We start from the raw sequence: 12,394 nt of genomic DNA, 5'->3' as shown, positions 1-12,394 counted from the left end.
TCATAGCCCCCAGATGCGGGGTTCGGCGCATTCCAGGCTGTTGCCGGCCGGATCGCGGAAATAGATCGAACGGCCGCCATTCGGCCAGTGGAAATCGGCTTCGATATCGACACCGGCCGCTTGCAGCTTTCGCGTCATCGCTTCGATCTCGTCGTTGTCGAGGCGGAAACAAACGTGCCCGTGCCCCTTGGTGCCATGCGGCGGCACGGGCAGGGCGCCCGGCTCATGCGGCTTGACGGTCTCTTCGCTATTGAAAATGAGCAGCACGCCCGGCCCGCAGCGATAGAAAACGTGGCGATTGCCGCCACGCGAAATCTTCTGCAGTCCGAGTATGCCGCCATAGAAAGCTTCGGCGGCATCGAGATCGTCCGCGTAAAGCGCGGTTTCCAATATGCCTACGAGTATCGCCTTGCTCAACCGATTAGCCCCTCACCCTAACCCTCTCCCCGCAGGCGGGGAGACGACCTCAATCTCGATCGTCCTCCGATTCCCGCATGATGAAGAGAGGTGACGGAAGGTGCGTCTTGCCTCTTCTCGCCGCCGAGACGGGAAGGAGGTGGCCGCCCTTCGATAAACTCAGGGGCCGGATGAAGGGCAAGCTGCACGCTCCACATTCGTTGATATCCTCAGGCGATGGCCTGCTTCTGCAGCTCCACCAGTTCGGCGATGCCGGTCTTGGCAAGATGCATCAGAGTGGCGAATTCTTCTTCGCTGAAGGGCGCGCCCTCGGCGGTTCCCTGGATCTCGACGATGCCGCCCTTGCCCGTCATGACGAAATTGGCGTCGGTTTCGGCCGAGGAATCCTCGAGATAGTCGAGGTCGATGACAGGTTGACCGGCGAAGATGCCGCAGGAGATGGCGGCGATGTGATCCTTCAGCACACGCTCGACCTTCACCATGTTGCGGCTTTCCATCCACTTCAGGCAGTCGTAAAGCGCGATCCAGCCGCCGGTGATCGACGCCGTGCGCGTGCCGCCATCCGCCTGGATGACGTCGCAGTCGACGGTGATCTGACGTTCGCCCAGTTCCTTGAGATCGACGACGGCGCGTAGCGACCGGCCGATGAGGCGCTGGATTTCCTGCGTGCGGCCGCCCTGCTTGCCGGCAGCGGCTTCGCGCTTCATGCGCTCGCCGGTCGCGCGCGGCAGCATGCCGTATTCGGCCGTGACCCAGCCCTTGCCGCTGTTGCGCAGCCATGGCGGCGTCTTGTCTTCCAGGCTTGCCGTGCAGAGCACATGCGTATCGCCGAACTTGACCAGGCACGAGCCTTCCGCATGCTTGGAAAAATTGCGCTCGAACGACACCTTACGCATCTGGTCGGTTTTTCTGCCTGAAGGCCGCATTCCACTCTCCTGAATGTTCGTTGACCGCTTCTACGACCCACAGGCCGCTTTTGCAAAGGAAAAGCAGGTTGCGACGCCCGTCTGCATTCCCAGTCGCATTTTCCCTTTTGCCATTGCTAACTGAATGATTATATTTTGCATAAGGCTCAACGGAATGGATTTGACAGCGAAATGGTATTCACGACATCATCGGTCTCGGATGTCATTGCCGCACTGGACGAACGCTCCAAGGAAATCTTCCGTCGCATCGTCGAAGGCTATCTGGAAAACGGCGAACCCCTTGGTTCGCGCAATCTGTCTCGCCTGTTGCCCATGTCCCTGTCGCCGGCCTCGGTGCGCAATGTCATGAGCGATCTGGAAGAGCTCGGGCTCATCTATTCGCCGCATGTGAGCGCCGGCCGGTTGCCGACGCAGGTGGGGCTGCGCTTCTTCGTCGATGCCTTCATGCAGGTCGGCGATCTCTCCGCCGAGGATCGGGCCAACATCGACCGGCAGGTGCGCGGCAGCAATCGCGATCAGCCGATGGAATCGATGATGTCGGAGGCAAGCCGGGTGCTGTCGGGCATTTCGCGCGGCGCCGGCCTAGTGATCACCGCCAAGAGCGACCCGGTGCTCAAGCATGTGGAGTTCATTCGGCTTGAACCGACCAAGGCGCTTGCCGTGCTCGTCGGCGATCACGATCAGGTCGAAAACCGCATCATCGAACTGCCGGCCGGCACGACGTCATCGCAACTGACGGAAGCTGCCAACTTCCTCAATGCGCATATGACCGGCCAGACGCTGCCGGAATTGCGGCGGCAATTGCAGAGCCTCAAGCAGAGCGTGCGCCAGGAGCTGGACAGCCTGTCCCATCAGCTGGTCGAGCGCGGCATTGCCGTCTGGTCCGGTGGCGATGACGATGGCAAGCCGACGCAGCTCATCGTGCGAGGGCATTCCAATCTGCTCGCCGAGATCGGCGGCGTCGAGGATCTGGATCGTCTGCGCCTTCTTTTCGACGACCTCGAAAAGAAGGACAGCCTTATCGAGATCCTCAACCTCGCCGAAAGCGGGCCGGGCGTGCGCATCTTCATCGGCTCGGAAAACAAGCTCTTTTCGCTGTCCGGCTCCTCGCTGATCGTTGCGCCCTATCGCGACGACGACGATCGTATCGTCGGCGCGGTCGGCGTCATCGGTCCGACGCGGCTGAACTATGCCCGCATCGTGCCCATGGTCGATTATACGGCGCAACTGATTTCGCGGCTGACGCGGCCAGGGATTTGACGAGACGGATCTGACGGCGGCGCTCAATCGGGAAGCAGCATTCCCGATCCGCCCATCTCAGCCGGAACGTCCTTCTGCTTCGGCAGCCCGTCGCTCAGGTGCAGCACCGTCGTTTCATAATTGACGTGCAGTGCCGGCTGGAAATCGAGGCCGGGCAGGACGCCGGCGTAGACATCGGTTACGCCCCACGGCGGATGTTCGGTCAGCAGATGACCGCCGCAGACCGTGCACCACTTGCGCACGCTCTTCTCGGTTTTCTGGTAGCTGCCGATCTTGTCCGCACCCCTGGTGACGTGAACGGCCTGCGGCGGCCAGAGCGAAAAGGCATTGACCGGTCCCGCCGACCATTCGCGGCAGGAGTCGCAATGACAGTAGCCCATTGCCATTGGCTCGCCGTCGACTGCAATTTCCACTGCCCCACAGAAACACTTGCCTGAAAGGGATTTGCCATTAGACATTGATCTCACCCCACGCTGTGCTCAGCTGCGTTTCAACATACCACCGGGGAGGAGGGCTGAACAGTCGATGTCTCGAACGGCATTCAGGGGCGGGGGAGCACATTGCTGTCGACACATAGCTGCGAATTGGCTGTTCTTCTCGACAAAGCCTTGATTTTTTCCGGCCAAACCTCGATATCGGGCACATCCAAAGACCAAGCAATTCGGAGACCGTCATGACCGACGAAACAACAAAAACCGGACCTGACGCCACGGCGGCCGACACGTCAGCGGATTTCGCGCAGGACGCAGCCGAAGCCGTTGATGCGGCCGAGCCGTCTCAGCCGGATCCGGTTGAGCTGCTGAAGGCCGAGAACGGCGAACTGCGTGATCGCTATCTGCGCCTCGCTGCCGAGATGGACAACCTGCGTCGCCGCACCGAGCGCGATGTAAAGGATGCAAAGTCCTATTCCGTGGCAAGCTTCGCCCGCGACATGCTTTCGGTGGCGGACAATCTGCGCCGTACGCTGGATGCCATTCCGGCTGAAGCACGCGCCGGCGGTGATGCCGGCCTGCAGACGCTGATCGAAGGTGTTGAGATGACCGAGCGTTCCATGCTCTCTGCTCTCGAGCGCCATGGCGTGCGCCAGCTGGAGCCGGTCGGGCAGAAGTTCGACCCCAATTTCCACCAGGCAATGTTCGAAGTGCCCAATCCCGAGGTACCGAACAACACCGTCGTTCAGGTCGTGCAGGCCGGTTTCGCCATCGGCGACCGCGTTCTGCGCCCGGCCATGGTCGGCGTCGCCAAGGGTGGCCCGAAGATCGTGGAAAATGCCGAGCAGGGCGCCAACAGTCCGCTGGATGAAAAAGACGCCTGATTCTTTTCAGGCACTGGCAAATGAAAAGAGCCGGATGATGTCAGATCATCCGGCTCTTATTTTGGCCTTGGTCCGATGCGACGCAGGGCGTCACGCGGCGTTGGACGCCTGCTCCTCGTTGAGGAAGGCGTAGATGGCTGAGGCGGATTCGGTGGCGCGGAGCTTCGCGACGAGATCCTGGTCCCGCAGAACGCGGGCAATGCGCGACAACGCCTTCAGGTGGTCTGCACCTGCGCCTTCCGGCGCAAGCAGCAAAAAGACGAGATCGACGGGCTGGTCGTCCAGAGCCTCGAAATCGACAGGCGCCTCAAGGCGCGCGAAAATGCCGGCGATGGACTTGATGCTGGCAAGCTTGCCATGCGGAATGGCGATGCCGTTGCCGACTCCGGTGGAGCCCAGGCGCTCGCGCTGCAGCACAACGTCGAAAATTTCGCGCTCCGGCAATCCGGTCAGCTTGGAGGCTTTGGCGGCCAGCTCCTGAAGCAGTTGTTTTTTGGAATTTGCCTTCAAGGCGGGGATGATCGCATCTTGCTGTAGCAAATCTGCCAATGCCATTCTCTTTATCCTTCGTGTCGCCGAGAGCCGATGACGGGCAAGCGGCGGCCAGCTGCGATGATGCGCAGCCGCCGCTTATCTTCTATTCTCAGCCTTTAATATTGGCGGCGTCGATCCAGCCAATGTTACCGTCCTGTCGGCGGTAGACGATGTTCAAGTGTTCGTTGCCGGGGCTGCGGAAAAGCAGCAGCGGCTCGTCGGTCATGTCGAGTGCCATCACGGCAGTCGCCACCGACATGGTCTTCAATTGCTTCGTGCTCTCTGCGACGATCGCCGGCGCGAAATCGGCAGCAATCTCCTCGTCGTCATCCGGAACGCCATCCATGACGGTATAGGCGACTTCCGCCTGTCCGTTGACATGATTGCCGGCCTGATGGTCCTTGAGTTTGCGTTTGTAGCGGCGCAGGCGCTTCTCGATGCGCTCGGACGCTGCATCGAAAGCAAGCTGCGGGTCCATAGCTTCACCGGCAGCATGCAGCACGACCCCGCTATCGAGATGAAGCTTGCAATCGGCCGCAAAGCGCGAACTGGACTTATGTACAGTTACCTGACCCGAATACCCCCCGTCGAAGTATTTGGTCACGGCCATACCGATCTGGTCCTCGATCCGCTGCCGGAAGGAGTCACCAATTTCCATATGTTTACCGGAGACACGCACACTCATGGAGTTTCCCTTCTTGTAGTGGTTATTGCGCGTACCAGTTTACGCCAAGCCTCAAGCTCATCCAAGCACTTCACGCAGTCAAAGGCAAATTGCGTATATCGACCGCCTTTGGGATGGTGGGGATAAGTTTCATGGTCTGCTGTCCTGCAGCGATTGCGGCGGGCTTCTAGCCCCGCCGCATGCGAAAGTCAACTGCATCTTAACGGACTGTTAGGAGATATGCATCCTGTGGTTGACGGTCGGCGGTCGTCAGAAACCGGAAACTTTGGCCAGTGCCCGCTTCTCCCGGCGTCGTTGAACGGAGGAGGGGATGTTCATGGCCTCCCGGTACTTTGCAACCGTGCGGCGAGCAAGCTCTATCCCGCCCTTCTTCAGCGTATCGACGATATCGTCGTCGGACAGCACCGCATCCGGGCTCTCGTTCGTGATCATCAGGCGGATCTTGTGGCGCACGGCTTCGGCGGAATGGCTGTCGCCGCCCTCGACGGCGCTGATCGAAACCGTGAAGAAATATTTGAGCTCGAACAGCCCGCGCGGCGTCAGCATGTACTTGTTAGAGGTCACGCGGCTGACCGTAGACTCGTGCATCTTGATGGCGTCGGCTACGGTCTTCAGGTTGAGCGGCCTCAGATGATCGACGCCGTGCAAGAGGAATGCGTCCTGCTGCCGCACGATCTCGCTTGCCACCTTCATGATCGTCTTGGCGCGCTGGTCGAGGCTGCGGGTCAGCCAGTTGGCATTCTGCAGGCATTCCGACAGGAAGGCGTGATCCTGCCCGGTCTTGGAAACGCAGGCGAAGTAGGATTGGTTCACCAGCACGCGCGGCAGCGCATCGGGGTTGAGCTCCACCAGCCAGCTGCCGTCGGCCGAAGAGCGCACGACGATATCGGGCATGATCGCCTCGGATATGTCGGTCTCGAAGCAGCTGCCGGGCTTGGGGTTCAGCTGGCGGATTTCCGCCATCATGTCGAGCAGGTCTTCCTCATCGACGCCGCAGAGCCGTTTCATCGAAGCAAAATCGCGCCTCGCGAGCAGTTCCAGGTTCTGGACGAGGCGTTCCATCGCCGGGTCGAAGCGATCCTTCTGCCGGAGCTGGATTGCCAGGCATTCGCTGAGAGAGCGGGCGAAGACGCCGGGCGGATCGAGTTGCTGCAGGGCCTCCAGCACGCGCTCCACATCTTTCGGGGTAGCGCCGAAGCGCCCCGCCGTTTCCCCGAGATCGGCGCGGAGGTAGCCGGCGTCGTCAAGCTGGTCGACGAGATGCTGGGCGATCAGCCGGTCGCCCACGGCGGGCAGCGAAAAGGGGATCTGTTCGTTGAGATGATCGCGCAACGACACCTGGCCGGCGACGAAGTCGTCGAGGTCGTAGCTTTCGCCGGCCTCGCCACCAGGCATGGATTTCCACTGGCTCAGCAGCTCCGGCGCATCGGCGCGCTGCGGCGGGCCATCATCCGGAAAGACATCGTTGAAATTGGTATCGAGTTCGTCGCTCAGCCGCTTGGCGTTGCCTGTATTGTCGTTTTCGTACCAGTCGCTCGCAAGGTCGCCGGCACCGCCTTCGAAGCCATCTTCTCCGCGCGGTTCTTCCTGGGCTTCGAAAGGATCGTCCTTGGGTTCGCGTTCGCCGTTGCTGCCCAGATCTTCGTCATTTGACGCAAATTCCAGCAGCGGATTTTTCTCGACCTCCTGGGCGATGAACTGGCTCAGCTCGAAATGGGTCATCTGCAGCAACTGAATGGATTGCATCAGTTGCGGAGTCATCACCAGGCTCTGGCTTTGGCGCAGGAAAAGATTGGCCGATAATGCCATGGCGGACGCGGGACTCCCCTTGAACTCCTCGGGATTCCGCGTCTTCGATTAATAAAATCTTCGCGAAATTCCAACTGGCCCAAAAATTGCTTTTTTATGGGATTTGGTCAAGTGGAACTGTGAAGCGAAAGTAAATTTACGGGGCGCGCCGGCGCCCGGTAATATTAGTGCGTGAAGGAATTGAATTTCAGCCTATCAGAGGCTGAAATTATCACCAAGATAAAGCTTGCGTACTTCAGGATTGCTGACGATGTCGTTCGCCCTGCCGTGTGTCAGCACCTCACCCGCATGGATGATATAGGCGCGGTCTATCAGGCCGAGCGTTTCGCGGACATTGTGGTCAGTGATCAACACGCCGATGCCGCGCGCCGTCAGGTGGTGCACCAGGTTTTGGATGTCGGCGACCGAAATCGGGTCGACGCCGGCGAAAGGCTCGTCGAGGAGCATGAAGGTTGGATCGGTCGCCAATGCGCGGGCAATTTCCAGTCGCCGCCGCTCACCGCCCGAAAGCGCGATCGCCGGCACCGTGCGCAGATTGCGAATGTGGAATTCCTCCAGCAGTTCGTCGATCTTGCGCTCCCGCTTCGTCTTGTCCTTTTCATGGACCTCGAGCACGGCGCGGATGTTTTGCTCCACCGTCAGGCCGCGAAAGATCGAAGCTTCCTGCGGCAGGTAGCCAACGCCGAGCCGCGCGCGGCGGTACATCGGCATCGACGTGACATTGTTGCCGTCGATCTCGATCGTACCCTCATCGACCGGCACCAGACCGGTGATCATGTAGAAACAGGTCGTCTTGCCAGCGCCGTTCGGCCCGAGCAGGCCAACGGCTTCGCCGCGCCGTACCACCAGCGAAACGCCATTGACGACGCGCCGCCTACCGTAGGTTTTGGTGAGGCCGCGCGCTATCAGGGTGCCCTTATAGCGTGCTTTGTCCGCGGCCGGTGCGCCCGATGCCGCGGAAGACGGCCCGGGCACGCCGGGCAAAGTGGAAGTGGTCGATGTGGTCACGGGAGGGCCGGTATCAATTTTTCTTTTGTTGCTGCTGCTGCACTTGCTGCGACTTCGGATCGAGCTGGATCTGAACGCGGCCTCCGCAGGAATCCAGCTGTGCTTCGCCCGTCGCCATGTGCACGGTGAGCTGGCAGCCGGTGAAAACGTTCGGGCCGTCGGTCAAAACCACTTTCTTGCCCTTGAGGATAGCAAGCTGGTTGGCCATGTCGAAGGAGCCGTCCTCCGCCGTTGCCGTCTGCGTGCCGGAAACGAGGTAAACCTTGTCGGTGACCAGAATATGGTCGATGTTGGCATCGCCTGACACCAGCGACTGGTTCTGCTCCTTGGCGACCTTGGCGACGGGATTGTCAGCCTGCTTGGCATCTGTCGGCTGCTTCTTCTTGTAGAAGACCGTCATCTTGCCAGCCTGCATGGTCGTGGTGCCCTGAACGACCTTGACGTTGCCGGTGAACACGGCCTGGCTTTCCTGGTCGTGGATTTCCAGCTTGTCGCTTTCGATCTGGATCGGCTGATCGCTGGAAAGGGCAAGGCCCGGCATGGAGCTGGTCGTCGACTGCGCACCTGCCTCTGCTGCTGCGAAGAAGGCGAGCGCGCTGAAAGCGCCAAGAAGGCCCGCTTTGCGCAGGCCGGAGTTGAAAATTGAGTTTGGCCAATACTTTATCATGAACCGCCCGGCTTCTGTTCGCTAGCTGAATTGTGGAGTGCGGACGGTTCGATATGCATCTGAACCTGTCCGTCGAATTCGATTACGCTCCCCTTATCCGTCATCTTGAGCGAACGCGCAACAACCGACATGCCGCCTCGCTGGATTGCAACCTGATCCTGGCTGGACAGGTCGCCCTTCTTGACATCGAGGAACGCGGTCTTGAACTCCGCGCGCAGGCCATTGTCCATCTGGACGACGAAGGGCTCCGTCAGCTTCAGCGTGTCGGCCTGGCGATCGAAATCCGCGCTCTGGGCCGTCACGTGGGCGATCACGTCGGTATTGACCGGCATGGATGCCTTGATGGTCTTGAGCGTGATCATGTTCGGGTTCTTGATATCCTGCAGCGCTTTCTCCGCGAGCAGGGAATAATTGATGCCGTCCTTGTTGCGGCCGGCGATGGCGGGACGCTCCATGACCACCTTGCCGTCCTCGATCCTGGCACCCTCGATCTGTATGTCCGCCGGCAAATAAGCGCGGATCAACGAGACGGTGATGAAGATGAGCGAGACGATGAGGGCGGCAAGCGGCAGCAATACCCTCAGCCGCTTCACGCGCGCAGAGTGGAAGATTGCGTCCTTATACACATTCCGTTCCGGCACCGGGCGGATTGCCTCGCCGGGGGTCTCGATCGTATTGAGCATGCAACAGGTCCGTCTTTTTTGATCCGGGAACCGCATTCACGCTATGCGAGGCTGCGCTAAAAAGCCCATCGGATCGTTTCGCATTATTGCACTGGCTTGCCAATATGGATTTTTTCCCGCAGCCGACGAATTTCGGCAGAAAAATATCCCGTTGGCCCGTTTCATCAGGTCGGGCAATGTCCTATCTGATGAACAGCAGAGCGGCCGCCCGCCGACGACATCGAGAACGGGAAACGCTTTTCTCTGAGGATTGTGCCCGTTTCAAGGTGTCATTATCCGGTTGGCAGTGCATTCGATTTGTTGCAGGGAGAAATAAGGCGTGATGGACAGTTCTGCAATCGCGGATCGGCGACAATTGCGCCGCAAGGTTGGTTTTTGGCGCGTTGTTGCCGTTTTGCTCCTTATTGGGCTCGGCTTCGCGCTCTATCGCTTCGTTGCCGGAGACCTCCCCGACAGCCGCGGTCCGCAAATAGCCCGTGTCAAGATTTCCGGGCTCATCCAGGACGATCCGGAACTCCTGGAACGGCTGAAGAAGATCCGCGACAATGACCAGGTCAAGGCGCTGATCGTCTCGATTTCGTCGACCGGCGGGACCACCTATGGCGGCGAGCGCATCTTCAAGGCGATCCGCGCCGTCGCCGCCAAGAAGCCCGTCGTATCGGACATTCGCACGGTTGCCGCCTCGGCCGGCTACATGATCGCGACCGCCGGCGACGATATCGTTGCCGGCGATACCTCGATCACCGGGTCGATCGGCGTCATCTTCCAGTATCCGCAACTCAAGGATCTGTTCGACAAGCTCGGCGTTTCTCTCGACGAAATCAAGTCGGCGCCGCTGAAAGCCGAGCCGTCGCCCTTTCATCCGGCAAGCGAGGAGGCCAAGAGCATGATCCGCAGCATGGTCATGGACAGCTATGGCTGGTTTGTGGACCTCGTGGCGGATCGTCGCAAGCTGCCGCGTGAAGACGTATTGAAGCTTGCCGACGGCAGCATCTTCACCGGCCGGCAGGCGCTGCAGAACAAGCTGATCGATACGCTCGGCGGCGAAGACGAAATTCTTGCCTATCTCGAGACGCGCAAGGTCAAGAAGGACCTGCCGATCGTCGATTGGAAGCCGGAAGACAAAACTTCGTCCTTCTTTTGGCCGGGTGCCGCTTCCTGGTTGCTAAATCGTCTCGGTTATGATGATTTTATTAAAGGAGAGAGTCTCCAGAAAATCATGACCGATAAGTTGTTTCTTGACGGCCTGCTTTCTGTTTGGCAGGGTGCAGCCAATTGATAAATCAATGATTTAAGGGGATAGCTGTGATCAAGTCGGAACTGGTGCAGATTGTTGCCGCCCGCAACCCGCATCTCTATCACCGCGACGTCGAAAATATTGTCAATGCCGTCTTGGATGAGATCACCGATGCGCTCGCCGCGGGAAACCGGGTTGAACTTCGCGGCTTCGGCGCTTTTTCCGTCAAGAACCGGCCTTCGCGCTCCGGTCGCAACCCGCGCACGGGCGACACGGTTTTCGTCGAGGAAAAATGGGTCCCTTTCTTCAAGACTGGCAAGGAGCTGCGCGAGCGCCTGAATCCGGGCGCCGGCGACGACGAAGACGACAACTGATCGGCCCGATCGCGCCGAGCTCTCCCGAAAATGCCGTGCCCGAAAATCTTGCGATGGAATGCCGTTGGACATGATTGTGCCGCGACGCGGTGGCACTTGAATTCAGCCGCCTCTTTTCTATTCTGCGGCTGGAGGCGTCATGGGTGTGGGCATCCATGACTGCGGATAAAGGAGCAGCGCAATGGCCAAAAAGATCGTCAATCTGCTGATATTGCTGCCGCTCGGCATCATCCTCGTAATATTCTGCGTTGCCAACAGGCAAACCGTGACGCTGGCTCTCAACCCGTTCAGGCCAGACGATCAGGTTCTGTCGCTGAATGCTCCTCTGTTCGTGCTGATGTTTGTCGCTCTGATCCTCGGCATGGTCGTCGGAGCAGCGGTTACCTGGTTCAATCAGGGAAAACACCGCAAGCGTGCCCGCAACCAGTCTCGGGAGGCGGTACGCTGGCAGGCAGAGGCCGACAAGCATCGCACGCGAGCGGAAGAAATCGCCGGCCAGCTTCCGTCAAAATGACGGGCTGCCGTCAAGCCGCATCTCTTTATAGTCGCCCTCGGGCGACGCGCCGTCGCCAATGATCTCGAAGCCGATTTTTCGATAGAAGGTCATGGCGTGCGTGTTTTTGACCAGGCACTTCAGCCGATAGCGGCGCGCTGGCCAATCCGGCAGGGCGGTGAGCAGGGCCTTGCCGGCACCGCGTCCCTGGAAAGCCGGCAGGATATAGAGCATATGGATGAAGTCGTCCGGCTCCCACACAGCGGCAAAGCCTGCAACCATGCCATCCTTGTCTTCGCAGACGAATAGGCGCTCGCCGTTCGTATGAACGGCGAAATCCTCGAGGCTGAAGCGGCCGGGATCGACCCATCGGAATGTCCCGCGGCGGACGTGGAGATAGATCTCCGCGAGGGTTTGCATGTCTTGTTCGCGTGCCGGCCGGACAGCCCACGTCTCGGATTTCGATGTCATGATCGTTTATATGGGCGCCAAATATGCCCACGGCAATCAGGCGTTGGCCTGACCGTTGATCGCAGCGGTGAAATCGGCAAAAAATTGCTGAGCAAGCTTCTTGGCGCTGGAATCGACCAGTCGTGAGCCGAGCTGGGCGATCTTGCCGCCGACCTGCGCCTTCGCCTCATATTGCAGGATCGTCTCGTTGCCGTCCTGCTTGAGGACGACGTCGGCGCCGCCCTTGGCGAAACCGGCGATGCCGCCCTTTCCCTCGCCCGATATCGTGTAGCTTTCCGGCGCATTGATGTTGGAAAGCTTGACCTCGCCATTGAAGGAGGCGGAAACCGGGCCGATCTTCAGCTTCACGGTCGCTGTCAGCTCCGTCGGAGAAATCCTCTCCAGGCTTTGACAGCCCGGAATACATTGCTTGAGGATTTCCGGATCGTTCAACGCCGCCCACACCGCGTCCCTGGGTGCTGCGATCCGCTCCTCGCCGGTCATGTCCATGCGCAATCCTCCCAATGTGACATTTT

General features: G+C 59.6%; 16 protein-coding genes. 5 read left to right on the top strand and 11 right to left on the bottom strand.

What is annotated here, in order from left to right; genetic code table 11:
- Entirely contained in the window at positions 1-417 is a 417-nt protein-coding gene (locus HGP12_RS23565; RefSeq protein WP_205926600.1) for a VOC family protein, read from the bottom strand.
- A 209-nt stretch (positions 418-626) separates the two neighbouring features.
- On the bottom strand, positions 627-1,343 hold the full coding sequence (rph, locus tag HGP12_RS23560) for a ribonuclease PH (protein ID WP_168841234.1): 717 nt from the start codon (positions 1,341-1,343) through the stop codon (positions 627-629).
- A 171-nt stretch (positions 1,344-1,514) separates the two neighbouring features.
- On the opposite strand from rph, the gene hrcA reads away from it, so the two are divergent.
- Positions 1,515-2,603: a heat-inducible transcriptional repressor HrcA gene (hrcA, locus tag HGP12_RS23555; protein ID WP_168841233.1), complete on the top strand. Its 1,089-nt coding sequence runs from the start codon at positions 1,515-1,517 to the stop codon at positions 2,601-2,603.
- 23 nt (positions 2,604-2,626) lie between these two features.
- Here the strand turns inward: hrcA and HGP12_RS23550 are convergent, their stop codons facing one another.
- On the bottom strand, positions 2,627-3,061 hold the full coding sequence (locus HGP12_RS23550) for a GFA family protein (RefSeq protein WP_168841232.1): 435 nt from the start codon (positions 3,059-3,061) through the stop codon (positions 2,627-2,629).
- Between the two features lie 215 nt (positions 3,062-3,276).
- On the opposite strand from HGP12_RS23550, the gene grpE reads away from it, so the two are divergent.
- Complete coding sequence (gene grpE, locus HGP12_RS23545; protein ID WP_168841231.1) at positions 3,277-3,918, top strand: nucleotide exchange factor GrpE; 642 nt, start codon at positions 3,277-3,279, stop codon at positions 3,916-3,918.
- Positions 3,919-4,008: 90 nt separating this feature from the next.
- Here the strand turns inward: grpE and ptsN are convergent, their stop codons facing one another.
- The 6 genes from ptsN to lptC form a co-directional block, all read right to left on the bottom strand.
- Positions 4,009-4,473: a PTS IIA-like nitrogen regulatory protein PtsN gene (ptsN, locus tag HGP12_RS23540; RefSeq protein ID WP_113348039.1), complete on the bottom strand. Its 465-nt coding sequence runs from the start codon at positions 4,471-4,473 to the stop codon at positions 4,009-4,011.
- A gap of 88 nt (positions 4,474-4,561) precedes the next feature.
- Entirely contained in the window at positions 4,562-5,137 is a 576-nt protein-coding gene (hpf, locus tag HGP12_RS23535; RefSeq protein WP_168841230.1) for a ribosome hibernation-promoting factor, HPF/YfiA family, read from the bottom strand.
- A gap of 249 nt (positions 5,138-5,386) precedes the next feature.
- Positions 5,387-6,946: an RNA polymerase factor sigma-54 gene (rpoN, locus tag HGP12_RS23530; protein ID WP_168841229.1), complete on the bottom strand. Its 1,560-nt coding sequence runs from the start codon at positions 6,944-6,946 to the stop codon at positions 5,387-5,389.
- Between the two features lie 195 nt (positions 6,947-7,141).
- Positions 7,142-7,930, bottom strand: a complete 789-nt coding sequence (lptB, locus tag HGP12_RS23525) for an LPS export ABC transporter ATP-binding protein (RefSeq protein ID WP_205926615.1) — start codon at positions 7,928-7,930, stop codon at positions 7,142-7,144.
- 37 nt (positions 7,931-7,967) lie between these two features.
- On the bottom strand, positions 7,968-8,621 hold the full coding sequence (locus tag HGP12_RS23520; RefSeq protein WP_168841228.1) for an LptA/OstA family protein: 654 nt from the start codon (positions 8,619-8,621) through the stop codon (positions 7,968-7,970).
- On the bottom strand, positions 8,618-9,304 hold the full coding sequence (gene lptC, locus HGP12_RS23515) for an LPS export ABC transporter periplasmic protein LptC (RefSeq protein WP_168841227.1): 687 nt from the start codon (positions 9,302-9,304) through the stop codon (positions 8,618-8,620). Before lptC ends, HGP12_RS23520 begins: the two co-directional genes overlap by 4 nt.
- A 322-nt stretch (positions 9,305-9,626) precedes the next feature.
- On the opposite strand from lptC, the gene sppA reads away from it, so the two are divergent.
- The 3 genes from sppA (at position 9,627) to HGP12_RS23500 (ending at position 11,429) form a co-directional block, all read left to right on the top strand.
- Positions 9,627-10,583, top strand: a complete 957-nt coding sequence (sppA, locus tag HGP12_RS23510; protein WP_168841226.1) for a signal peptide peptidase SppA — start codon at positions 9,627-9,629, stop codon at positions 10,581-10,583.
- Positions 10,584-10,609: 26 nt separating this feature from the next.
- Positions 10,610-10,915, top strand: a complete 306-nt coding sequence (locus HGP12_RS23505; protein ID WP_168841225.1) for an integration host factor subunit beta — start codon at positions 10,610-10,612, stop codon at positions 10,913-10,915.
- Positions 10,916-11,096: 181 nt separating this feature from the next.
- Positions 11,097-11,429 carry a LapA family protein gene (locus HGP12_RS23500; protein WP_168841224.1) on the top strand — a complete coding sequence of 111 codons (333 nt, stop codon included), beginning with the start codon at positions 11,097-11,099 and terminating at the stop codon, positions 11,427-11,429.
- Here HGP12_RS23500 and HGP12_RS23495 read toward each other — a convergent pair.
- Entirely contained in the window at positions 11,421-11,879 is a 459-nt protein-coding gene (locus tag HGP12_RS23495) for a GNAT family N-acetyltransferase (RefSeq protein ID WP_168841223.1), read from the bottom strand. The genes HGP12_RS23500 and HGP12_RS23495 overlap by 9 nt on opposite strands.
- Positions 11,880-11,915: 36 nt before the next feature.
- Positions 11,916-12,368 (bottom strand): carbon monoxide dehydrogenase subunit G, encoded by a 453-nt coding sequence (locus HGP12_RS23490; RefSeq protein ID WP_168841222.1) that lies wholly within the window; start codon positions 12,366-12,368, stop codon positions 11,916-11,918.
- Between the last annotated feature and the right edge of the window lie 26 nt (positions 12,369-12,394).

The organism is Rhizobium sp. P28RR-XV (genome assembly GCF_012641385.1).
Taxonomy (GTDB): domain Bacteria; phylum Pseudomonadota; class Alphaproteobacteria; order Rhizobiales; family Rhizobiaceae; genus Rhizobium.
The sequence above is the reverse complement of the archived record's forward strand: the minus strand, read 5'-3'. Positions and strand labels throughout refer to the sequence as shown.

What these genes read in the sequence shown, in the direction of transcription:
- hrcA (WP_168841233.1), top strand. Translation starts at nt 1,515, where the DNA reads ATGGTATTCACGACATCATCGGTCTCGGATGTCATTGCCGCACTGGAC.
- rph (WP_168841234.1), bottom strand. Translation starts at nt 1,343, where the DNA reads ATGCGGCCTTCAGGCAGAAAAACCGACCAGATGCGTAAGGTGTCGTTC.
- ptsN (WP_113348039.1), bottom strand. Translation starts at nt 4,473, where the DNA reads ATGGCATTGGCAGATTTGCTACAGCAAGATGCGATCATCCCCGCCTTG.
- HGP12_RS23520 (WP_168841228.1), bottom strand. Translation starts at nt 8,621, where the DNA reads ATGATAAAGTATTGGCCAAACTCAATTTTCAACTCCGGCCTGCGCAAA.
- lptC (WP_168841227.1), bottom strand. Translation starts at nt 9,304, where the DNA reads ATGCTCAATACGATCGAGACCCCCGGCGAGGCAATCCGCCCGGTGCCG.
- sppA (WP_168841226.1), top strand. Translation starts at nt 9,627, where the DNA reads ATGGACAGTTCTGCAATCGCGGATCGGCGACAATTGCGCCGCAAGGTT.
- hpf (WP_168841230.1), bottom strand. Translation starts at nt 5,137, where the DNA reads ATGAGTGTGCGTGTCTCCGGTAAACATATGGAAATTGGTGACTCCTTC.
- rpoN (WP_168841229.1), bottom strand. Translation starts at nt 6,946, where the DNA reads ATGGCATTATCGGCCAATCTTTTCCTGCGCCAAAGCCAGAGCCTGGTG.
- HGP12_RS23550 (WP_168841232.1), bottom strand. Translation starts at nt 3,061, where the DNA reads ATGTCTAATGGCAAATCCCTTTCAGGCAAGTGTTTCTGTGGGGCAGTG.
- HGP12_RS23490 (WP_168841222.1), bottom strand. Translation starts at nt 12,368, where the DNA reads ATGGACATGACCGGCGAGGAGCGGATCGCAGCACCCAGGGACGCGGTG.
- grpE (WP_168841231.1), top strand. Translation starts at nt 3,277, where the DNA reads ATGACCGACGAAACAACAAAAACCGGACCTGACGCCACGGCGGCCGAC.
- HGP12_RS23495 (WP_168841223.1), bottom strand. Translation starts at nt 11,879, where the DNA reads ATGACATCGAAATCCGAGACGTGGGCTGTCCGGCCGGCACGCGAACAA.
- HGP12_RS23500 (WP_168841224.1), top strand. Translation starts at nt 11,097, where the DNA reads ATGGCCAAAAAGATCGTCAATCTGCTGATATTGCTGCCGCTCGGCATC.